The following is a 21,591-nucleotide window of genomic DNA, read 5'->3' as shown; positions in this document are numbered from 1 at the left end:
AATAGCCCCCAGACCTTCGCCCTATTGGCCGTTTCCGGCGCATTGCTGCACATATGGGCCAAGGCATTTTGCGAGGTAGCCCATGACATCCTTTCATCCGACGGCGGAGTATCAGGACATCCGCGAAGGCGTGGCATCGGTCTGCGCGCAATATCCCGGCAGCTATTGGCGCGACCTGGATACGCGCCGCGCCTACCCGAAGGATTTCGTGCAGGCCCTCATGCGCGAGGGGTATCTGGGCGCGATGATCCCCGAGGAATATGGCGGCCTCGGCCTCAGCCTGACGGCGGGCGCGGTGATTTTGGAGGAAATCCACCGCAGCGGCGGAAATGCGGCGGCCTGCCACGCGCAGATGTATACGATGGGCACCGTCCTGCGCCATGGCAGCGATGCCCAGAAACAGATGTATCTACCCGGTATTGCCGATGGCTCGATCCGGCTGCAAGCCTTCGGCGTGACCGAGCCGACCAGCGGCACCGACACGCTAGGCCTTAAAACCACCGCCAAGCGGGATGGCGACGACTATATCGTCAACGGACAGAAGATCTGGATCTCGCGCGCCGAGCATTCCGACCTGATGGTCCTCTTGGCCCGCACCACCCCGCGCGACGAGGTCGAGAACAAGACCGACGGCCTGTCCGTCTTTCTAATCGACCTGCGCGAGCTGCGCGGCAACGGCATCGAGATCCGGCCCATCCGCACAATGATCAATCACGCAACGACCGAGATCTTTTTCGAGAATGCGCGCATTCCCGCCTCGTCCTTGGTCGGCGAAGAGGGCAAGGGCTTTCGCTATATCCTCTCGGGCATGAATTCCGAGCGCATCCTGATTGCCGCCGAATGCATCGGGGATGCCAAGTGGTTCCTCAAAACGGGCTCGGACTATGCGCGCGAGCGGGTCGTTTTCGGCAAGCCAATCGGCGCCAATCAGGGGGTGCAATTCCCGCTGGCCCGCGCCCATGCGCATATGATCGCCGCGGAGGCCATCGTCTACCGCGCCGCCGCGATGTATGACGCGGGTGAGAACCCCGGCGTCGAGGCGAACACCGCCAAGATGCTGGCCGCCGATGCCAGTTGGGAGGCCGCCGAGGCGTGCCTGCAGACCCATGGCGGCTTCGGCTTTGCCGAGGAATACGATGTCGAGCGCAAGTTCCGCGAGGCGCGCCTCTATCAGGTGGCGCCCATCTCGACCAATCTCATCCTCTGCTTCATCGCCGAGCGTGTGCTGGGCCTGCCGAAATCCTACGGCGCATGAGCGGGCTGGACCCCCTTCTCGATCTGGCCGCTTTGCCGGAGGGGGACATCCCCGCGGCAAGCATGGGCATCGCGCGCCTGTCGCTGATGGACTGGATGATGTGCGGCCGCGCGGGTGTGCCCGAGCCGGTGGCCGGCATCCTGCGCGAGCTGGCCGAGGGCGAGGGCGGCGCGCCTCAGGCGGCACTTTTCGGTGGGGGCCGTGCGCCTGCGCGCATGGCGGCGCTGGTCAATGGCACCACTTCCCACGCGCTCGATTATGACGACACGCATTTCGCCCATGTCGGGCACCTGTCGGTCGGTATCTACCCCGCCGCCGTTGCCGTCGGCGAGATGACGAACGCGCACGCCGAGGCGATCTGCACCGCCTTTGCCGTGGGCGGCGAGGCGGCGATCCGCGTCGGCCTCGCGCTTGGCCGCGCGCATTACGAGCGTGGATTCCACCAGACGGCGACAGCGGGCGCCTTTGGCGCGACCATCGCCGCCGGGCGCCTTCTGGGCCTCAGCCGCGCCCAGATGCGCGCCGCCATAGGGCTGTGCGCCACGCGCGCGACCGGCCTGCGCTGCCAGTTCGGCACCATGGGCAAGCCCTATAATGCGGGCGTTGCAGCCTCCGCGGGGGTGGAATGCGCGCAGTTGGCCAAGGCTGGCATGACCGCGACCGATGACGGGCTGTTCGGGCCAAACGGCTACTTGGCCACCCATAGCGATGCACCCGGCGAGATCAGCGCACCAACCGGCGCATGGCTGCTGGATGACATGAAATACAAGCTGCACGCCTGCTGCCATGGTACCCATGCGATGATCGAGGCGCTGAAGGGCCGGAGGCTAGAGGATGTCCGCGCCATCACTCTGCGCACCAACCCCCGCTGGCTGAGTGTCTGCGACATCAAGGTGCCGCGCACCGGCCTTGAGGTGAAGTTCAGCTATGCCTGGCTGGCCGGCATGGTCCTGCGCGGCGACGCGACGGGCAGCGACCGGGCCTATACCGACGCGCTGGCCGCCGATCCCGCGCTGGCCGAGTTTGCCAAGGCCGTGACGGTGACCAGCGACAGCGCACTCACCGATATGCAGGCCGCGGGCGAGATGACGCTGGCCAATGGCAGCACGCAGAGCTTTGCCCATGACCTTGCCGCGCCGATCCCGCTGGAGACCCTGTCGCGCAGCCTGCGGGACAAGGCGACCGCGCTGCTGGGCGCGCCCGGCGGCGCGCTCTGCGATGCGCTGACCTCGCTTGGCGATATGGATGCCCATGCTCTGGGTGATCTCATGGAGGCCGAGGCATGAGCGATTTCTCGGAGTGGATCGGGCGCAGCATCACACGCACGGACCCCGTGGCGCCCCGTCTCATGGCCGAGTTTCGCGCGACGCTGGATGGCACGCTGGCCCCGCTGGACGTGCCGCCGGGGCTTGAGTTCTGCCTCGCGCCAGATATCTGTGCGCCGGACCTGCTGGGCCGCGACGGACATCCGCGCACCGGGATATTCCTGCCCGATCTGCCCCTGCCCCGCCGCATGTGGGCGGGCGGGCAGATCACGCGCCACGCGCCGCTCAACGAGGGCGATGAGGTCACGCGCATCTCGACCATCGAGGACGTGACCTTCAAGACCGGGCGCAGCGGTCAGCTGGGCTTCGTCACCGTGCGCCATCTCTACCAGGTCGAGGGCGAGACCTGCATCGACGAGCGGCAGGATATCGTCTACCGCGAAGACCCCGGCCCCGGCGCCCCCGCGCCCGACCTGCCGCAGGCCGAGCCATGGCCGGATGCAGAGGGCTGGGACGCTATCACCACCCCGACGCTGCTCTTTCGCTATTCGGCCCTCACCTTCAACGGCCATCGCATCCATTATGACGCGCCCTACGCGCGCGATGTCGAGGGCTATAACGGCCTTGTCGTGCATGGACCGCTTCAAGCAATCTGGATGCAGAACCTTGCCGCCAACCTGATGGGCCACGCTGCCACACGCTTCGACTATCGCGGAACCGCACCGCTGATCTGCGGCCAGCCCCTGCGCGTCGAGGCAACGAAGGAGGGCGCAACCCTCTCCCTACGCGTGCGCCGCCTTTCGGACAATGCGATCACGATGCAAGGCACCGTCCAAAGCTAGAGTCTCAAAGCACCTTTTTGCGAGCCATTATCATTTTACTTGCATCTTGCGAGTGCTTCGCATTTACATTGCCTCAAGCTTAACCAGATTGAGGCCCGAATGATCCGCCGCACCGCTACCGCCCTGACCCTTGCCACAGCGTTGGCCGCGCCCGGACTGCCGGCCGCCGCGGAGGGTCCCATGAAGGTCGTCACCACCTTCACCATCCTGCAGGACATCGCCCAAAACGTCGCCGGGGATGCGGCCGAAGTCGTCTCAATCACCAAGCCCGGCGCCGAAATCCACGGCTATCAGCCCACCCCGCAGGATATCGTGCGCGCTTCGGACGCCGATCTGATCCTCTATAACGGCCTCAACCTCGAGCTTTGGTTCGAGCAGTTCCTCGCCAATCTGGGTGACATCCCCTCGGCCACGCTGACCGACGGGATCGATGCGATCCCGATTTCCTCCGGCGCGTATGAGGGCAAGTCGAACCCGCATGCCTGGATGGGGCTGGATAACGCGATGGTCTATATCGACAATATCGCCGCCGCATTTACCCAACATGATCCGGATAACGGTGACATCTATGCCGCCAATGCCGAAGCCTATAAACAGCAGATCACGGAGGCCGTCGCGCCCCTGCGCGAGCGTATCGCGCAGATCTCCGAAGAGGACCGCTGGCTGGTCAGTTGCGAGGGGGCGTTCAGCTATCTCGCGCGCGATTTCGGGATGAAGGAGCTTTACCTCTGGCCGATGAACGCCGATCAGGTGGGCACACCGCAACAGGTGCGCCGCGTCATCGACGGCGTGCGCGAAAATGATATCCCCGCCGTCTTCTGCGAAAGCACGGTCAATACCGACCCCGCCCGCCAGATCGCCCGCGAAACCGGCGCGGCCTTCGGCGGCGTGCTCTATGTCGACAGTCTCAGCGGGCCAAACGGCCCCGTGCCCAGCTATCTGGACCTCCTGCGCGTCGATGCCGAAACCATTGCCACGGCCCTCTCGCCGCAGGGCGAATGATCCTTAGGTTCAACACCACGCGCCCGAAACATGTAAGGCCAGCATAGTCATGACGCCGGAAGAGTTACAGCCCACCCCCTCCGACCCAAAGGCGGATCAGCTGATGGACGGCATCACGGCTGAAAACGTGACCGTGACCTATCGCAATGGCCATACCGCCCTGCGCGGCGCCACGTTCCAGATCCCGCGCGGGACCATCACGGCGCTCGTTGGCGTCAACGGCGCGGGCAAATCCACGCTGTTCAAGGCAATCATGGGCTTCGTGCCCGCCGCGAGCGGTCAGATCCGCCTGCTGGGTCAATCGGTGAAAGAGGCGCTGGCCGCCAATCTGGTGGCCTATGTGCCGCAATCCGAAGAGGTCGACTGGGCCTTTCCGGTCCTCGTCGAGGACGTGGTGATGATGGGCCGCTATGGGCATATGGGGTTTCTGCGCCGCCCCCGCGCCGCCGACCGCGCCGCCGTCGATCAAGCTCTTGCCCGCGTCGGGATGAGCGACTTTCGCCACCGCCAGATCGGCGAGCTTTCGGGCGGCCAGCGCAAGCGTGTATTTCTTGCGCGCAGCCTTGCGCAGGACGGTCAGGTCATCCTGCTGGACGAGCCATTCACCGGCGTCGACGTCAAGACGGAGGAGCAGATCATCGCCCTCCTGCGCGAGCTGCGCGATGAGGGCCGGGTGATGCTGGTCTCCACCCACAATCTCGGCTCGGTGCCGGAATTCTGCGACAGGACCGTGCTGGTCAAGGGCACTGTTCTGGCCTTTGGACCGACCGACGAGGTATTCACCCGCGACAACCTCGAGGATGCGTTCGGCGGCGCGCTGCGCCACTTCACCCTCGGCGGGGATGAATTGCACGACGATGATGACCCGCGCGAACTGCGCATCATCACCGATGACGAACGCCCCTTCGTGCATTACGGCGAGCGCCGCAAAAAGGCCAAGACTCCGAAGGCGGATCGCGGCGAATGATCGAAACCCTGCTCGCCCCCTTCACGTATAGCTACATGTTCAATGCGATGTGGGTCTCGGCGCTGACGGGCGGCGTCTGCGCGTTCCTGTCGTGCTACCTCATGCTCAAGGGCTGGTCCCTCATCGGCGACGCGCTCAGCCATTCGGTCGTTCCGGGCGTCGCCGGCGCCTATATGCTGGGCCTGCCCTTCGCTCTGGGGGCCTTTATCGCGGGCGGATTGGCGGCAGGCTCAATGCTCTTTCTCTCGGGGCGCTCGGGCCTCAAGATCGACGTGATCATCGGCATCATCTTTACCTCGTTCTTCGGAATCGGCCTCTTCATGGTGTCGCTCTCGCCCATGTCGGTCAGCATCCAGACCATCATCATGGGCAATATCCTGGCCATCACCCCCGAGGATACGCTGCAACTGGCTATCATCGGCTTTGTCGCGCTCGCCGTCCTCCTGGCCAAGTGGAAAGACCTCATGGTCGTCTTTTTCGATGAGAACCACGCGCGCACCATCGGGCTCAGGCCCGATCTGCTGAAGGCGATGTTCTTTGTCCTTCTGTCGGCCGCCGTCGTCGCGGCGATGATCACGGTGGGCGCGTTTCTGGTGATCGCGCTGGTCGTGACGCCGGGCGCGACGGCCTATCTGCTCTGCGACCGCTTTCCGCGCCTGATCGTCGTCTCGGTGTTGATCGGCACGCTCACCAGTTTTGTCGGGGCCTATGCCAGCTATTTCCTGGACGGCGCGACGGGCGGCATCATCGTGGTGCTGCAAACTGTGATCTTCCTGATCGCCTTCTATTTCGCGCCCAAGCACGGGATGCTGGCGGCGCGGCGCAAGGCGGCCAGCGCGTTGGACACGCCCGCCGCCGAGGGCACGCAGCCATGATCGACACAATCCTGCTGCCCTTCCAGTTCCCTTTCATGCAGAACGCCTTCTGGATCGCGCTGCTGGTCGCGCCGCCGACGGCGATGCTGTCCTGCTTTCTGGTGCTCAAGGGCTGGGCGCTGATGGGCGACGCGGTCAGCCACGCGACCCTGCCGGGGATCGTGCTGGCCTGGACGCTGGGCCTGCCGCTGATCGCGGGGGCCTTTGCCGCCGGAATGGTCTGCGCGCTGACCACCGGGTATCTGTCGCATAACAGTCGGGTCAAGGAAGACACGGTGATGGGCGTGGTCTTCAGCGGCATGTTCGGCCTGGGGATCGTGATGTACACGTCGATCACCACGAACGAGCACCTCGATCATATCCTTTTCGGCAACATGCTGGGCGTCGGGCCGAAGGACCTTTGGACCTCGGGTCTGATCGCGCTGGCCATCACGGGCCTTCTAGCCCTGAAATGGCGCGACCTTCTGCTGCATGCGTTCGATCCGGCGCAGGCACAGGCCTCGGGGTTGCACACCGGGCTCTTGCATTATGGACTGCTGACGGCACTATCGCTCTGCATCGTGGCCACGCTCAGCTCGGTCGGGCTGATCCTTGCCGTGGCGCTGTTGGTGACGCCCGGCGCGATCGCCTTCCTGTTGGTGCGCAGCTTTGGCGCGATGCTCTGGACTTCGGTGCTGGTCTGCACCGCGTCGATGATCGGTGGCACATATGCCAGCTTCTTCCTTGACTCCTCACCGGCGGCAACCATCGTGCTGATCCTCTCGGCGGTCTTTGTCGCCGCCTTCCTGCGCCGCATCGCGATCACCCGCCGCACCTCGCGCATGGCGGCACAGGACGCCTAGGCCCTTTCACTGTTCCAGAAATACTCAGGTCCGGCACTGGGCGCGCGGTCCCTTCAGTCGAAGGTGCCCGCAACCCGCCCCAGCAGCATGAAAGCCCGCGCCGTGCGCGTATCGGACAGGTCCGAGATGTCGCTGTCGCTGGCATCATCTGCAAAGCTGCTGAACATCTGGTCGAACCGGCGCAAAAAATGATGGGCGGCGTCGCGAAAGATTGGATCGTTCTTCATCCGCGCCGCCGCAAGCGCCAAGGATGACCGGTCGCGAATCCCGCCCAGTGCGGCAATCGCACGCCCTCGCGTGCCGCCTGCAAAATTGCGCCATGTCTCGGGGCGGGCCATATCCGGGCGCAAATCGTCCATGTAGATCCCGTCCTCGCTCAGCAGAGTCAGGATATCCTGCGCCGCCTGGATCAGCTGCGCAGTGGGCCGGTCCTTCAGCGCGCGGCGCAAGGCGGCAAAGCCTTCCTTGTCCTCCGCCGTCTCGGGAAAATTCAGCGCCCGGATGAAATCACTGCGCTCCAGTGGCGGGCGCATGTCCTCGGCCAGCGTCCCCAGCGGCAAGGAGACCTGCGCATCATCGGCGGGCGGGGGCGCGGCGGGGGCCGGGGCCGGGCGCCGCGTGGGATGCACGGAAGGCAGCGGGCGGATGGAGGAAAACGTGGCCAGCGCCGTCTCGGTCTTGCGCTGCGCCGCCGCAATCTCGTCCAGCTTGCGCGCAACGGTGGTGGTGTTGCCCGCAGGCTCGGACAGGGCCTTGCTCTGGCTGATATAGGCCTGGCGGATGGCATCGATCGCGGCATGGAGCCGCGCACTCTCTTCGCGCATGATGCGGGCCGTGCGCGCGGCGGTCGCCGCCACCCAGATCATCGCGACGGGCAAAAAGATGACCAATGCGATCACCAGAAAGCCAAGAGCGCCATCCGTGCCGCCCAGCCCGAACACCGCAAAGACGACAACCGACAGCAGGAGCCACAGGACCGACAGCACCAATGCCGCCTTTTCAGGGCCCGACAAGTTCGGCGTCTCGGACGCCGGGGCCGCCGCCTTGCGTTTGTCTGATTGTGAGGAGGGCATCACCTGCGCCTTTTCAGATATACTGGATCTTCAGCACTTCGTAGGCACGCTCGCCGCCGGGGGTGCGCACCTCCACGCTGTCGCCCTCTTCCTTGCCGATCAGGGCACGGGCGATGGGTGATTTGATGTTCAGAAGGCCCTTTTCGATATTGGCCTCATGCTCGCCCACGATCTGCCAGGTCTTTTCCTCGTCGGTATCCTCGTCAACCAGCGTGACGGTCGCGCCGAACTTGATGGCGCCCGACAGTTTCTTGGGATCGATGACCTCCGAAAGGCCCAGCGCGCCCTCCAGCTCCTTGATGCGGCCCTCGATAAAGCTCTGCTTTTCGCGCGCGGAATGATATTCGGCATTCTCCGACAGGTCGCCATGCTCGCGCGCCTCGGCGATGGCACGAATGATCGCCGGACGCTCCACCGATTTCAGCTGCTTCAGCTCGGTGCTCAGCGCGTCATAGCCGCCGCGTGTCATCGGTAGTTTTTCCATTGTCGTCCCCCAATCGGCATCGCGGCCCCTGCCGCCTCTGCCGCTCCTTGCCTTCATCATCACGCAAGGATGACCCAAGCGCGTGCGGCTTTGCAATAGGCCATCCGCCCCGCGCGCGCAATCGCGCCGCACCAGCGGCGAAATGCCGTTTTGCACCCCCTGAACCGTCGTGTTTGAATTGACGTGGACCTTCGGCGCGCGCTAGGCAAGTGCGCACATGAATTGCCCCGCGGGGCGCCCAGATGAGGATATTCGGATGGCCGATCAGGCACGCGAGACAATGGAATACGATGTCGTGATCGTCGGTGCCGGCCCCGCAGGCCTGAGTGCTGCGATCCGGCTCAAACAGCTCGATGCGGACCTCGAGGTCGTCGTGCTGGAAAAAGGCAGCGAAGTGGGCGCGCATATCCTGTCGGGTGCCGTGCTGGACCCGATTGGCCTGAACCGCCTGATCCCCGATTGGAAGGAAAAGGGCGCGCCGCTGAACGTGCCGGTCAAGGATGACAATTTCTACCTGCTGGGCGAAGGTGGACAGGTGCGCATTCCCAACTTCCCCATGCCGGGGCTGATGAACAATCACGGCAATTACATCGTCTCGATGGGCAATGTCTGCCGCTGGATGGCCGAACAGGCGGAGGCGCTGGGCGTCGAGATTTTCCCCGGCATGGCCTGCTCGGAATTGGTCTATGGGACCGATGGCAGCGTCAAGGGCGTGGTCGCGGGCGAATTCGGGCGCAATCCCGATGGCACCGAAGGCCCCAATTACGAGCCGGGGATGGAGCTGCACGGCAAATACGTCTTCCTCGGCGAGGGCGTGCGCGGATCGCTGTCGAAACAGCTGATCGCCAAGTTCGATCTGGCCGCGGGCCACGAGCCGCAGAAATACGGCCTTGGCATGAAGGAAATCTGGGAGATCGACCCCGATAAGCACCGTGAGGGCAGCGTCACGCATACGATGGGCTGGCCGCTGGGCAAGAAAGCGGGCGGCGGCTCCTTCATCTATCACCTTGAGAACAATCAGGTTTATGTCGGCTTTGTCGTCCACCTGAATTACAAGAACCCCTATCTCTACCCCTATATGGAGTTCCAGCAGTTCAAGCATCACCCGATGGTGGCCGAGCTTTTGAAAGGCGGCAAGCGCGTCGCCTATGGCGCCCGCGCCATCAGCGAGGGCGGGTATCAGTCGATGCCCAAGATGGTCGCGCCGGGTGTGGCGATGCTGGGCTGTTCGGTCGGGATGGTCAACGTGCCGCGCATCAAGGGCAACCATAACGCGATGCTGTCGGGCATGGCCGCCGCCGAGGCGGCCCATGCCGCGATCAAGGCGGGCCGTAGCGGTGACGAGCTGCCCGATTACGAGGCCGAAGTGCGCGGCGGCGACATCGGCGCCGACCTGAAAAAAGTGCGCAACGTCAAGCCGCTCTGGTCCAAATACGGCCTCACGACCTCGCTGATGCTGGGCGGCATGGACATGTGGACCAACAGCTTCGGCTTCTCGCTATTGGGCACGCTGAAACACGGCAAGACTGACGCCGAGGCGACCGAGCCTGCCGAAAAGCACAAGAAGCTGGACTACCCCAAGCCCGATGGCAAGCTCAGCTTTGACCGGCTGACCAATGTCAGCTTTTCAATGACCAATCACGAGGAAAACCAGCCGGCCCATCTGAAGCTGAAGGATCCCAGCATCCCGGTGGACGTGAACCTTCCGAAATATGCCGGCCCCTCGGCCCGCTATTGCCCGGCGGGCGTCTATGAATTCGTTGAGGAGGATGGCAAGCCGCCGCGCTTCCAGATCAACTTCCAGAATTGCGTGCATTGCAAGACCTGCGACATCAAGGACCCCGCGCAGAATATCAATTGGACCACGCCGCAAGGGGGCGACGGGCCGAATTACCCCAACATGTAAGGGCGCGCGCCCTGGCGCACACGGGAAAGTCATAGGCGGGCGGGCGCGGATAGCGCCGGCCCGCATTGCCCTTGGGCCGGCACCGCATTACGTTGCGGCCCATGAGATTCAAGAATTCCAACCAGGGGCCAGCGCGCGTGACATTCCGATTCCTGACCATTCTGGCCCTCGCGGCCCCCACCTACCTTGCCGCACCTGCCCCGGTGCTGGCGCAGGAGGCGGCAGGGCCCTACCTTGCCACCCGCCAGGCGCGCTATGACAGCGACTATGCCGCGGCGGCGAAATACGCGCTTGAGGCGCTGAGGACGGACGCCGACAACCCCCTGTTGATGGAAAGTGCCGTCGGTGCCCTTCTTGCCACCGGCGACGTGGCGCGCGCCCTACCCATTTCCCAGCGCATGGAAGAGGCGGATATCCGCAGCCAAGTGGCGCAGATGGTCCTTTTGGGCGATGAGGTGATGCGCGGCGATTACGACGCCGTCCTTGCGCGCATCGAGGCGGAAGAGGGCGTTGGCCCGCTGGCCGATGGCCTGATCGGCGCATGGGCCACGCTGGGCCAAGGCGATATGAGCGCCGCGCTGGGAAAATTCGACACCATCGCCGCCGAGCCAGGCCTGCGCGGCCTTGCCATCTATCACAAGGCGCTGGCGCTGGCCTCGGTCGGCGATTTCGAGAGCGCCGACCAGATCTATGCCGGCGAAACCGATGGCCCCATGCAAACGACGCGCCGCAGCGTGATCGCTTGGGCCGAAGTGCTCAGCCAGCTTGAGCGCTATGAGGACGCGATCAAGGTTCTGGACGACACGTTCGGCACGAACCCCGATCCGCAGATCGTCGATCTGCGCGCCCGGCTTGAGGCGGGCGAACCTCTGGACCTGGGCCGTATCGAAACGCCCGTGCAGGGCATCGGCGAGGTGTTCCTGTCGCTGGGCATGGCCCTTTTGCAGGATACCAGCGCGGATTACGTCCTGCTCTACAGCCGCATGGCCGAATATCTCGACGAGACAGATGTCGATGCGCAGATTATGACCGGCGAGCTGCTGGAACAACTGGGCCGCTACGAGCTGGCGACCGAAGCCTATGCGCGCGTGCCAAAGGAAGCGCCGGCCTTCTATACCGCCGAACTGGGACGCGCCGAGGCGCTGCGCAGCGCGGGCGATCTGGACGCCGCGATCGAGGTTGTGGCCCAGCTGCGCCAAACGCATCCCGATGTCGGGCTGGTGCACGCCTCGGCCGGGGATCTCTACCGCCAGAATGAAGATTTCGCCAAGGCCGTCACCGCCTACGACGCCGCGCTCGATCTTTACGAGGCGCGCGAGGGCGATGTGCCATGGTTCGTCTATTATTCGCGTGCGATAAGCTACGAACGGCAAGGGATCTGGCCCGAGGCCGAGGCCGATTTCCGCCGCGCGCTGGAACTAAGCCCGGACGAGCCCATGGTGTTGAATTACCTTGGTTATTCGCTGGTGGAACAGCGCCAGAAACTGGACGAGGCGCTGGCGATGATCGAGCGCGCCGTCGAGGCCGAGCCAAACAGTGGCGCCATTGTCGACAGCCTTGGCTGGGCCCAGTTCCGCCTTGGGCGCTATCAGGAAGCGGTCGTCACGCTGGAGCGCGCGGCCGAGCTTTATGCCGTCGACCCCGTAGTCAACGATCACCTTGGCGATGCAATGTGGGCCGTTGGTCGCACGACCGAGGCCCGTTTCCAATGGCGGCGCGCCCTGTCGCTGATTGATCCCGAACAGCCGTCGCCCGACGTCGACCCAGACCGTATCCGCCGCAAGCTGGAAGTCGGTCTGGATGCCGTGTTAGAAGAAGAAGGCGCAAAGCCCCTGAAAGTGAGTGATAATGAAGGATGAGCAGACCCAATCGACCGGTGACACCACCGAAGTCTTTGCCCCTGCCAAGGTCAACCTGACGCTGCATGTCACCGGGCAGCGCGCCGATGGTTATCACCTGTTGGATTCGCTGGTCATGTTTGCCGATGTCGGCGACCGCATCACCGTGCGCCCCGCTGCGCAAACCAGTCTGACCCTGACTGGGCCGATGGCGGATCGCACACCCGTGGGCGAAGATAACCTCGTGATCCGCGCGGCCAGACTGATGGACGTCACCGCCGAAATCAATCTGGACAAGCACCTGCCTATTGCCGCCGGCATCGGCGGCGGCTCGACCGATGCCGCGGCAACACTGCGCGCGCTGTCACAGATGGCGGGAAAGGATATTCCAAAGGATGTTCAGGGCCTTGGGGCCGATGCGCTGGTCTGCTGCGCCGCCCTGAACGGCGCTGCTCGGATGCGCGGAATCGGCGACCGCGTCGAGGCGGCCCCGGATCTGCCGGAACTGCATGCGGTGCTGGTCAATCCCAACGTGCCCGTTGTGACCGCAGATGTGTTTCGTCATCTCGGCAAGCGGGACAATCCCCCGATGCCCGAGGATCTGCCGCGCGGCTGCGACGCCGCCGACCTCATCACTTGGCTCTCCGAGCAGCGCAATGACCTGCAGGATGCCGCCATCGCCGCCGAGCCCGTGATCGAACAGATCTTTCGCGCGCTGGAAGTCACGCCTGGATGTCTGCTGACACGGATGACCGGCTCGGGTGCGACCTGTTTTGGCCTCTATGCCGATGCGGAAACCGCCGCCTCAGCCGCAGGTCGCCTGCAGGAAACCCATAGTGCCTGGTGGGTGGCTGCCACGCGGCTCAACGCGGGGCAATAGCCGGCTGCGTTTCAGCGCGTCGCGATTTCAGTTGATGCGCGAGACGACGTAATCGGCGAGATCCGACAGCATGTCGCGCACCGGATGATCCGGCAGAACGGTCAGTGCGTCCGTGGCCCTGCGTCCCCATGACAACGCATCGGCGCGCGCCGCGTCCAGCGCGCCATGCGCCCCCATCAGCGCAATTGCATGCTCCAGATCGCCCTCCTGCTGATCGCCCTTTTCGATCGTGCGCCGCCAGAAAGCGCGCTCGGTTTCATCGGCCTTGGCGACGGCCTTGATGATCGGCAGGGTCAGCTTACGCTCGCGGAAATCATCCCCGACATTCTTGCCTGTGGCCGCCACATCCCCTTGAAAATCCAAAAGATCGTCGGCGATCTGAAAGGCGATGCCCAGCGCGTCACCATAATCAAAAAGTGCCTGCGTATGATCATCCGGCGCTCCTGCGATGACGCCGCCCACCTCAGTTGCCGCCGAAAACAGCGCCGCCGTCTTGCCGCGCACGACCTGCACGTAAATCTCCTCGGTGGTGGCCAGGTCCCGCGCGGCGGTCAGTTGCAGCACTTCGCCTTCGGCGATTGTGGCCGAGGCATTGGCCAGAATGTCCAGCACGCGCAGGCTGCCTGTCTCGACCATCAACTGGAAGGACCGCGAGAACAGGTAATCGCCCACGAGGATGCTGGATTTATTGTCCCATAGCAGATTGGCCGTCGCCCTACCCCGGCGTTGACTGCTTTCATCGACGACATCGTCATGCAGCAACGTGGCGGTGTGGATGAATTCCACCGTCGCGGCCAGCTTCTCGTCATCGGTGCCGCGATAGCCGCAGATATCGGCAGCCGCCAGCGTCAGCATCGGACGCAGGCGTTTTCCCCCGGCGCCGACCAGATGGGCCGTCACCTCGGGGATGCGGGGTGCGTGGCGCGAGGCCATGCGCGCACGGATCAGTGCACCGACGGCGTCCAGCTTGGCTTCGAACCGGGCTGCCAGCCGATCATGCGGTTTGCTCGCTATCTGGTCCAAACCTGCTCCACTTATCATACATCTCTCGACAAAGGCGGCCCACGTGCCTAGATCAGCCCCATGAAGCAATTGATGCGCACAACCGATATGTCCACCATCGCCTTTGCCCAGGCCCTGCTACAGGGCGAGGGTATAGACTGCTTTGAAATGGACGTAAATATGAGCGTTCTCGAGGGGGGCATCGGCATTTTTCCGCGTCGCCTGATGGTTCATCCCGACGACTGGGACGACGCCGCCCGCGCCCTGCGTGATAACGGCCTCGAGGTGCAGGACGGCGCCTGAGATCGCCCGCGTATCAGGCGCTTGCGACATTTAACGCAAATTATCCGCGAAAATTTGCCAGAATGCTGCGCCTGCGGCGTGACAGACTTTAAAATATGTGCTGCAATCCTCATGTTACATTACGTACACAATCACAGAGGAGCGCTTTCATGAGTCTGGGTTCGCATATCGAAGAACTGAAGAAGAAACATCAGGACCTCTCGACCAAGGTAGATCAGGCGCAACGCGCGCCGGGTGTCAGTAATCTGGATGTGTCTGAAATGAAAAAGCAAAAGCTGCGTCTCAAGGAAGAGATCGCGCGCCTCACGGGCGTCTAGCCCCGCGATATTGCCCTCAGGGGCCACCCGATATGCGAAGGGCCGGTGCAGGTTGCACCGGCCCTTTTTGCAGGCATCATGCCTTGGGTCAGACGAAAAACTGACCACCATTGGCAGAAATGGTCGAGCCATTGATGAAGCCCGAACCGTCAGCCGCCAGAAACGACACGCAGCGCGCGATTTCCTCAGGCTCGCCCAAGCGGCCTGCGGGGATCTGTGCGATGATCGACTCGCGCACCTTTTCGGGAACGGCCATAACCATCTCGGTCGCGATGTAGCCGGGGCAGACTGCGTTGGCCGTGATGCCCGCGCGCGCGCCCTCTTGGGCGAGGCTCTTGATGATCCCCAAATCGCCGGCCTTGGTCGCCGCGTAATTGACCTGCGCGAATTGCCCCTTCTGCCCGTTGATCGAGCTGATGACGATGACGCGGCCAAACTTGCGCTCGCGCATGCCGGGCCAGACGGGATGGACCGTGTTGAAGACCCCGGTCAGGTTGGTGTCGATCACCTGTTTCCACTGGTCGGGCGTCATTTTGTGAAACGGCGCATCCTTGGTGATGCCGGCATTGGCGACCACGATGTCGATGGGGCCCAAGTCGGCCTCGACCTTGGCGATGCCCGCGGCGCTTTCCTCGTAATCGGCCACGTTCCACTTGTAGGTCGCGATGCCGGTTTCATCGGTAAAGGCCTTGGCCGCCTCGTCATTGCCCGCATAGGTCGCCGCAACGTTGCAGCCATCCGCCTTGAGTTGCTTGGAGATGGCCGCACCAATCCCGCGCGTGCCCCCCGTCACCAGTGCTGTTCGTGCCATCTGTTTGATCCTCCTTTTTCGCGGGCAGCGCCGCCGCATTTCAATTCGAAACTTTGTTACTCAAATTTAATTTTACGCGCAACATAGTTTCCAACACGTTTTCCGTGTCTTTTGACCAGCTTAGACACTCGCCGCGGTTACGCAAGCGCCGGGCGTAAAAAAGGGCACCCGATGGGGTGCCCTTCTCCGTTTCGTCAGCGCCGCGTTTGGCCGTGGATCAATCCCGCTCAACGCACAAGGCAACGCCCATGCCGCCGCCAATGCAAAGGGTTGCGAGACCTTTTTTTGCGCCGCGACGCTTCATTTCGAAGAGGAGCGTGTTCAGAACGCGGCAGCCCGACGCGCCGATGGGGTGGCCGATGGCGATGGCGCCGCCATTGACGTTTACGATGGCCGGATCCCAGCCCATCTCCTTGTTGACCGCGCAGGCCTGCGCTGCGAACGCCTCGTTCGCCTCGACGAGGTCCAGGTCATCAACGCTCCAGCCCGCCTTTTCCAGCGCCTTGCGGCTGGCATGGATCGGGCCGACACCCATGATCGACGGGTCCAGACCTGCCGTTGCATAGCTGGCGATGCGCGCCAGAGGCTCGATGCCGCGCTTTTCGGCATTCTCGGCGCTCATCAGCAGGGTTGCCGCCGCGCCGTCATTGATGCCCGAAGCATTGGCCGCAGTGACGGTACCGTCCTTGGTGAAGGCGGGGCGCATCTTTTGCATCGCTTCGATGACAGCGCCGTGGCGGATATATTCGTCCTTGTCGACGATCGTCTCGCCCTTGCGCGACTTGACGGTGAAGGGGACGATCTCGTCGTCGAACTTACCGCTGGTCTGCGCCGCCTCGGCCTTGTTCTGGCTGGCGAGGGCGAATTCATCCTGCGTCTCGCGGGTGATCTGCCACTGCTCGGCCACGTTTTCGGCGGTCTGGCCCATGTGATAGCCGTTGAACGCGTCCCACAGGCCATCGCGGATCATCGTGTCGATCATCGACAGATCGCCCATCTTCTGACCGGCGCGCAGATTTGCGGCATGGGGGCTGAGCGTCATGTTCTCCTGGCCGCCTGCGCAGATGATCGACGCGTCGCCCAGCATGATGTGTTGCGCGCCCAGCGCCACGGCCCGCAGGCCCGAGCCGCAGACCTGGTTGATGCTCCACGCCGCCGATTCCTTGGGCAGGCCAGCATTGATATGCGCCTGGCGCGCCGGGTTCTGCCCCTGTGCGGCGGTCAGGACCTGGCCGAGGATCGTCTCGGACACTTCATCCTTGTCGATGCCCGCACGGGCGACGACGGCCTCCAGCACGGCTTTGCCAAGGTCATGCGCGGGTGTATTTGCAAACACCCCTCCGAATGAACCGACGGCTGTGCGCGCGGCAGATGCGATAACGACGTTTGTCATAGGAATTCCTCCACCAGGATCAGGGCGGGCGCACCGAGATCGGGCAGCCCCTGATGGTTTGCATACCTCATGCGCCGCACTGCGGCAACCGGCGCGATCAGGCCGCGCCTCGGCGCGCCTCTGCTTCCAGCCAGACGGGTTTGACCGAAGGCGCACCAAAGAAATAGCCCTGAAGGCAGTCGATCCCGATGGCCGTCAGATAGGCCGCATCATCCTGCCGCTCGACGCTTTCGGCGACGGTGACCATGTCGAATTGCCGCCCAATCGTGGCCAGCGCGGTGGTCAGCACCTGGTTGTCCGCGTCCTGCGCAATCCCACGGATGAACTGTCCGTCGATCTTGAGGATGTCGAAATAGAAATCCTTGAGGTAGCGGAACGAGGTGTACCCGGCGCCGAAATCATCAAGTGCAAAGCTCACACCGCGCCGTGCCAGCTCGTCCATGAAGCCCGTGACAAGCTCGGGGATGAGCATGGCAGAGCTCTCGGTGATCTCGAGGATCAGACGCTCGCCCACCGTCGGGTCGGCGTCCAGCCCCTTGTGCAGCGTACGCATCCAGCGCGAATACCCGATCGAGCGGGCGGACATGTTGATCGACAGGCGCAGCGAGCTGTGCATCGCAAGGGTCCGCAGTCCCTTTTCCAGCGCGAGGCAGTCAATGATGCGCCCCGTTTCCGTCGCCTCGATCGCGCCGATGAATTCGCGCGCCGGGATGATCCGCCCGGTCGCGTCCAGCACCCGCACCAGCCCCTCGTAGAAGGCCACACGCTCGCATTGGCCTGCGGGCACGACGGGCTGGAAGGCCAGCATGACCTGTTTATGCCGCACGGCATCGTCGACCATCTGGATGGTCGACCTGTCCCGCGCGGAAATTGCGTATGATAGCGGGTCCTGGTGGCCCTGAGGCACATCCGCCCATTTTCCCTTGCGATTATCCGCCATATCTCGCTCCGATTTACGTCTGCCCAAATTGCGCCTCATGCCCTAAAGAAGGCTTAAGACACGCCTGACCAGATACCGAGGATTGTTCATATGTGCGGCAGATGCGCCTGGGCGGGACCCGAAGAGATCTACATCGCCTATCACGACACCGAGTGGGGCGTGCCCGAATGGAACAGCCGCGCGCTGTGGGAGAAGTTGATCCTCGACGGGTTCCAGGCCGGGCTGTCCTGGATCACCATATTGAAAAAGCGCGACAATTTTCGCGCCGCCTTTGCCGGTTTCGATCCGGACATCATCGCCGAATGGGGCGAGCAAGAGGTAGAACGCCTGCTGGCCGACCCCGGCATCATCCGCCACCGGGGCAAGATCGAGGCGACCATCAGCAATGCCCGCGCCTGGCGCCGGATCGAGGATGCTGAAGGGTTCGATACGTTTTTATGGAAATATGTGGACGGCAGCCCGCTGCAGAACCGCTGGACAACCCAAGGCGAGGTGCCCATCCATACCGCGCTCTCCGCCGAGATATCGAAAGAGTTGAAGCGCCGGGGTTTCAAATTCTGCGGTCCGACCATCGTCTACGCTGTCATGGAGGCGTGCGGGCTGGTGAATGACCACCTCGTCACCTGCCACCGTCATGCCCCCGTCGCGGCGATGGCCGAGTCCCGCTGAGCGCCCGCCCAGTCAGCCACATTTCCGCCACAATCGCCGGTTTAGTGGATAGGCTATTCCGCACCCCAAGATATGGCTTCGGCGCGCTGCCGCTTGTCATAAATTCCATTGAATCTAAGCCTTTATTCAGAACAAATCATGTGATACCTTCAGTTTCATAATTAAGTCAGTCGAAAAAATCGGCGGCGTGAGGCAGTGAAAAGAGTGGTTCCATGAAAACTCGGAACAGGCGGCCGATTCGGCTGGGTCTGTGGGCGTTCGCAACGCTCTGGATGTTGATCATTCTGCCGCTCAGTGCGGCGGCGGCACCTTATGCGGCGATGGTCGTCGATGCGAGGTCGGGCAAGGTCCTGCACGCGGAGAACGCCGATGCGCGGCTCCATCCGGCGTCGCTGACCAAGATGCTGACGCTTTATATCGCCTTCGAGGCGATAGAGCATGGCGAGATCGGGCTGGATGACGATGTCGTCATTACCCGCAACGCCGCGAACGAGCCTCCCAGCAAGCTGGGCCTGAAATCGGGCCAGAAGATCAAGCTGCGCTACCTGATCCGCGCCGCCGCCGTGAAATCGGCCAATGACGCGGCCACCGCCATCGGCGAGGCGATCGAGGGCAGCGAAGCGGCCTTTGCCCGCCGGATGAACCGCACCGCCCAGGCGCTGGGAATGACGCGCAGCACGTTCAAGAACGCCCACGGCCTGACCGAAGAGGGGCACCTTTCGACCGCGCGCGACATGACGGTCATGGGGCGGCACCTCTTCTACGACTATCCCGAATACTACAACCTTTTCTCACGCATCACCGCCGATGCCGGCATCCGCAAGGTCTATCACACCAACCGCAAGCTGCTGCGCGACTACAAAGGTGCCGACGGGATCAAGACGGGTTATACCCGCGCCGCCGGCTTCAACCTTGTCGCCAGTGCCCAGCACGGCAGCGAGCGTGTGATCGCCACCGTCTTTGGCGGACGTTCGACCGCAACCCGCAATGCACGGGTGGCCGAGCTTCTGGATATCGGATTCCAGAAATCGCCCACTCAGGTCGCCGTCAATCGCCCGGCCAAGCCCCGCTACGAGGGCCCCGGCGGCACACGCATCGTCACTGTGGGTGACAACGAAGAGCACGGTGTCGCGGGCAAGACGGTGCGCCTGTCCGCAGCCGCCGCCGTCAAGACAAGCTTGCGGCCCAAGGCCCGCCCGCTGCCTGCCGAGCCGGTCATGATCGCCGCGCAGGACGATATCGAAAAGGCGCTGGCCGCCGCGCAAGAGGCCGATGTTGCCGCCGCGTCCCTGCCGGGCGCCGAGCAGCCCGCCGCGGCCACAACCCCCGGCACGGCCGCTGTCGCCGTCGCGGTGGCCCAGGCCGAGCCGGACACGGCCCGCCCCGTCCGCCGCCCCGAGGGCCTGACGCTGGCCAGCCTCCAGACGCAGACCGAGGACCCGGTGCAGGAGGTCGTCACGCGCATCTCCACCTCGGGCGGGCGCAACTGGGGCATCAACGTGGGCCGCTATCCCAGCCAGTATGCCGCGCGAAAGATCCTGCTGCAAACCGCGCTCAGCGAGATGAGCACGCTCGATGGCTCGCTGCGCAAGGTGGTCACACGCCCCAACGGGTATGACGCGAATTTCATGGGCCTCACGCGCGAGACAGCCGATCTGGCCTGCCGCCGCCTGCAATCGCGGCAGTTCACCTGCTTCATGATCGAGCCGGGCTGAACGCCTCGCTACGGGACCGGACAAAGGCGCGGATGGGCATCGGCCCCGCGCCTTTTTTCATGGCGTAGGGGCATTTGGCCGCTGCGATCGCAACCAGCGCAGAAAAGCCTTGGCCTGCGGGCGCAAGACGCCGGGCCGTGTCACGGTGAAATACCCCGTCTCGCCGCAATCGCGGAAAAGGATGCGCAGCCGACCGGCGGCGACATCCGCCTCCACCGATGACGCGGTCATCACCGCGATGCCATGCCCCGCACGCGCGCCGTCCAACATGAGATTGCCGGGCACCTGCGTCACCGACGTGCCGCGCATCTGGTCCAGCCCCGCGCGGAACATCCAGTCCGACGCCGGGCTTTGATCCAGCTCCATCAGCCACGGATAGTCCAGCAGCTCATCGCGTGAGGAAAATTCGCGATCCCCGACCAGCGCGGGCGCCGCCGTCACAACGATATCGGTCGGGACAAGCAGTTCGGCCTCCAGCCCGTCCCAGCGTCCCAGACCAAAGCGAATGGCCAGATCGACACCACCCGGCGCCGGATCGGCGCGCTGCGGCGACGGGTGCACCATCAGATCGACGCCGGGGTGGCGCGCCTGAAAATCCCGCAGGCGCGGCATCAGCCAGGTTGCGGCAAATTGGGGCGTGGTCGAGATCTGCAAAGGCCGCTCGGCATCGGCCCCGGTCAGCATCGCCACCCGCTGCGCGATCTGGCCAAAGCCTTCGTCCAGCGCCTCGGCCAAGTGCTGACCCTCCGCCGTCAGGGCAAGGCCCCGCCCCTCGCGCCGCACGAGCGCGAGGCCCATATGCGCCTCAAGCGCCTTGACCTGCTGACTGATGGCCGCGTGACTGACGTTCAGCGCGGCGCCGGCGCCCCTGGCCGAGCCGGTCTGCGCGAGCGCCGCAAAGGCCCTCAACGCATTCAGAGGCGGAAGCGTGCGCCAGTCCATACGTTAGCTCACCTTACATATAAGAATTCTTTCAGACTCGCATGCTGCCACGTTTGGGCGCATCTGTATAGAACATCAACAGAGTGTGAGAGGAAGACCCCATGCTGAGTATCTTCGCCAAAACTTTCATGACAGCCGCCCGCCAGCCCGAGGCGAAAGGCCATCAGGGCCGCCGCTCCCGTTTCGATTCGCGACGCGAGGCCGAGATCGAGGCGCATCTGACCGCGCGCCGCCGGGATTGATCCATCGCCCCGCCCTGCCTTGGGGCGT

The 21,591-nt window shown here is 63.8% G+C and carries 22 protein-coding genes; 15 read left to right on the top strand and 7 right to left on the bottom strand.

Translation table 11 applies throughout. From position 1 onward, the window contains the following. Positions 1–82 precede the first annotated feature (82 nt). From ACEWPL_RS05885 to ACEWPL_RS05855, 7 genes are all read left to right on the top strand, one after another. Complete coding sequence (locus tag ACEWPL_RS05885) at positions 83–1,255, top strand: acyl-CoA dehydrogenase family protein (protein WP_393934084.1); 1,173 nt, start codon at positions 83–85, stop codon at positions 1,253–1,255. After that, a complete protein-coding gene (locus ACEWPL_RS05880; protein WP_393934082.1) occupies positions 1,252–2,541 on the top strand; it encodes an MmgE/PrpD family protein in 1,290 nt (429 codons plus the stop codon). Before ACEWPL_RS05885 ends, ACEWPL_RS05880 begins: the two co-directional genes overlap by 4 nt. After that, the gene (locus tag ACEWPL_RS05875; protein ID WP_393934080.1) at positions 2,538–3,362 is read left to right on the top strand and encodes an HTD2 family dehydratase; all 825 of its coding nucleotides are present in this window, start codon (positions 2,538–2,540) and stop codon (positions 3,360–3,362) included. Before ACEWPL_RS05880 ends, ACEWPL_RS05875 begins: the two co-directional genes overlap by 4 nt. Positions 3,363–3,461: 99 nt before the next feature. After that, on the top strand, positions 3,462–4,364 hold the full coding sequence (locus tag ACEWPL_RS05870; RefSeq protein ID WP_393934078.1) for a metal ABC transporter substrate-binding protein: 903 nt from the start codon (positions 3,462–3,464) through the stop codon (positions 4,362–4,364). Between the two features lie 49 nt (positions 4,365–4,413). Continuing rightward, positions 4,414–5,331: a manganese/iron ABC transporter ATP-binding protein gene (locus tag ACEWPL_RS05865; protein WP_393934076.1), complete on the top strand. Its 918-nt coding sequence runs from the start codon at positions 4,414–4,416 to the stop codon at positions 5,329–5,331. Then, on the top strand, positions 5,328–6,206 hold the full coding sequence (locus ACEWPL_RS05860; protein WP_393934074.1) for a metal ABC transporter permease: 879 nt from the start codon (positions 5,328–5,330) through the stop codon (positions 6,204–6,206). The genes ACEWPL_RS05865 and ACEWPL_RS05860 overlap by 4 nt, the downstream gene beginning before the upstream one ends. Continuing rightward, positions 6,203–7,048 carry a metal ABC transporter permease gene (locus ACEWPL_RS05855; protein WP_393934072.1) on the top strand — a complete coding sequence of 282 codons (846 nt, stop codon included), beginning with the start codon at positions 6,203–6,205 and terminating at the stop codon, positions 7,046–7,048. Before ACEWPL_RS05860 ends, ACEWPL_RS05855 begins: the two co-directional genes overlap by 4 nt. A 53-nt stretch (positions 7,049–7,101) precedes the next feature. On the opposite strand, the gene ACEWPL_RS05850 is transcribed toward ACEWPL_RS05855, so the two are convergent. Then, entirely contained in the window at positions 7,102–8,121 is a 1,020-nt protein-coding gene (locus ACEWPL_RS05850) for a hypothetical protein (protein WP_393934070.1), read from the bottom strand. Positions 8,122–8,134: 13 nt separating this feature from the next. Further along, positions 8,135–8,605, bottom strand: coding sequence for a transcription elongation factor GreA (gene greA / locus ACEWPL_RS05845; protein WP_393934068.1), 471 nt, complete (start codon positions 8,603–8,605; stop codon positions 8,135–8,137). A gap of 256 nt (positions 8,606–8,861) precedes the next feature. Between greA and ACEWPL_RS05840 the strand changes: the two genes are divergently transcribed. The 3 genes from ACEWPL_RS05840 (at position 8,862) to ACEWPL_RS05830 (ending at position 13,229) form a co-directional block, all read left to right on the top strand. Beyond that, entirely contained in the window at positions 8,862–10,511 is a 1,650-nt protein-coding gene (locus ACEWPL_RS05840) for an electron transfer flavoprotein-ubiquinone oxidoreductase (RefSeq protein ID WP_393934066.1), read from the top strand. A gap of 137 nt (positions 10,512–10,648) precedes the next feature. Next, positions 10,649–12,370 (top strand): tetratricopeptide repeat protein, encoded by a 1,722-nt coding sequence (locus tag ACEWPL_RS05835; protein WP_393934064.1) that lies wholly within the window; start codon positions 10,649–10,651, stop codon positions 12,368–12,370. After that, positions 12,360–13,229 carry a 4-(cytidine 5'-diphospho)-2-C-methyl-D-erythritol kinase gene (locus ACEWPL_RS05830; RefSeq protein ID WP_393934062.1) on the top strand — a complete coding sequence of 290 codons (870 nt, stop codon included), beginning with the start codon at positions 12,360–12,362 and terminating at the stop codon, positions 13,227–13,229. The genes ACEWPL_RS05835 and ACEWPL_RS05830 overlap by 11 nt, the downstream gene beginning before the upstream one ends. Before the next feature lie 27 nt (positions 13,230–13,256). On the opposite strand, the gene ACEWPL_RS05825 is transcribed toward ACEWPL_RS05830, so the two are convergent. Then, entirely contained in the window at positions 13,257–14,270 is a 1,014-nt protein-coding gene (locus tag ACEWPL_RS05825) for a polyprenyl synthetase family protein (protein ID WP_393934060.1), read from the bottom strand. A gap of 42 nt (positions 14,271–14,312) precedes the next feature. On the opposite strand from ACEWPL_RS05825, the gene ACEWPL_RS05820 reads away from it, so the two are divergent. Beyond that, positions 14,313–14,534: a putative signal transducing protein gene (locus tag ACEWPL_RS05820; RefSeq protein WP_393934058.1), complete on the top strand. Its 222-nt coding sequence runs from the start codon at positions 14,313–14,315 to the stop codon at positions 14,532–14,534. A 149-nt stretch (positions 14,535–14,683) separates the two neighbouring features. Continuing rightward, a complete protein-coding gene (locus tag ACEWPL_RS05815) occupies positions 14,684–14,851 on the top strand; it encodes a YdcH family protein (RefSeq protein ID WP_393934056.1) in 168 nt (55 codons plus the stop codon). Positions 14,852–14,939: 88 nt separating this feature from the next. On the opposite strand, the gene phbB is transcribed toward ACEWPL_RS05815, so the two are convergent. The 3 genes from phbB to ACEWPL_RS05800 form a co-directional block, all read right to left on the bottom strand. Next, the gene (phbB, locus tag ACEWPL_RS05810; protein ID WP_393934054.1) at positions 14,940–15,662 is read right to left on the bottom strand and encodes an acetoacetyl-CoA reductase; all 723 of its coding nucleotides are present in this window, start codon (positions 15,660–15,662) and stop codon (positions 14,940–14,942) included. Positions 15,663–15,879: 217 nt separating this feature from the next. After that, positions 15,880–17,055: an acetyl-CoA C-acetyltransferase gene (locus tag ACEWPL_RS05805; RefSeq protein WP_393934052.1), complete on the bottom strand. Its 1,176-nt coding sequence runs from the start codon at positions 17,053–17,055 to the stop codon at positions 15,880–15,882. 97 nt (positions 17,056–17,152) lie between these two features. Then, positions 17,153–17,995, bottom strand: coding sequence for an EAL domain-containing protein (locus tag ACEWPL_RS05800; protein ID WP_393934050.1), 843 nt, complete (start codon positions 17,993–17,995; stop codon positions 17,153–17,155). Between the two features lie 90 nt (positions 17,996–18,085). Between ACEWPL_RS05800 and ACEWPL_RS05795 the strand changes: the two genes are divergently transcribed. Beyond that, complete coding sequence (locus ACEWPL_RS05795) at positions 18,086–18,664, top strand: DNA-3-methyladenine glycosylase I (RefSeq protein ID WP_393934048.1); 579 nt, start codon at positions 18,086–18,088, stop codon at positions 18,662–18,664. Positions 18,665–18,876: 212 nt separating this feature from the next. Then, entirely contained in the window at positions 18,877–20,379 is a 1,503-nt protein-coding gene (locus ACEWPL_RS05790) for a D-alanyl-D-alanine carboxypeptidase family protein (RefSeq protein WP_393934046.1), read from the top strand. 57 nt (positions 20,380–20,436) lie between these two features. On the opposite strand, the gene ACEWPL_RS05785 is transcribed toward ACEWPL_RS05790, so the two are convergent. Then, a complete protein-coding gene (locus ACEWPL_RS05785) occupies positions 20,437–21,321 on the bottom strand; it encodes a LysR family transcriptional regulator (RefSeq protein ID WP_393934044.1) in 885 nt (294 codons plus the stop codon). A 101-nt stretch (positions 21,322–21,422) separates the two neighbouring features. Between ACEWPL_RS05785 and ACEWPL_RS05780 the strand changes: the two genes are divergently transcribed. Continuing rightward, positions 21,423–21,563, top strand: a complete 141-nt coding sequence (locus ACEWPL_RS05780) for a hypothetical protein (RefSeq protein WP_393934042.1) — start codon at positions 21,423–21,425, stop codon at positions 21,561–21,563. Positions 21,564–21,591: the final 28 nt, after the last annotated feature.

Origin of the sequence: Roseovarius roseus, assembly GCF_043355935.2 — a bacterium.
GTDB lineage: Bacteria > Pseudomonadota > Alphaproteobacteria > Rhodobacterales > Rhodobacteraceae > Roseovarius > Roseovarius roseus.
The sequence above is the reverse complement of the archived record's forward strand: the minus strand, read 5'-3'. Positions and strand labels throughout refer to the sequence as shown.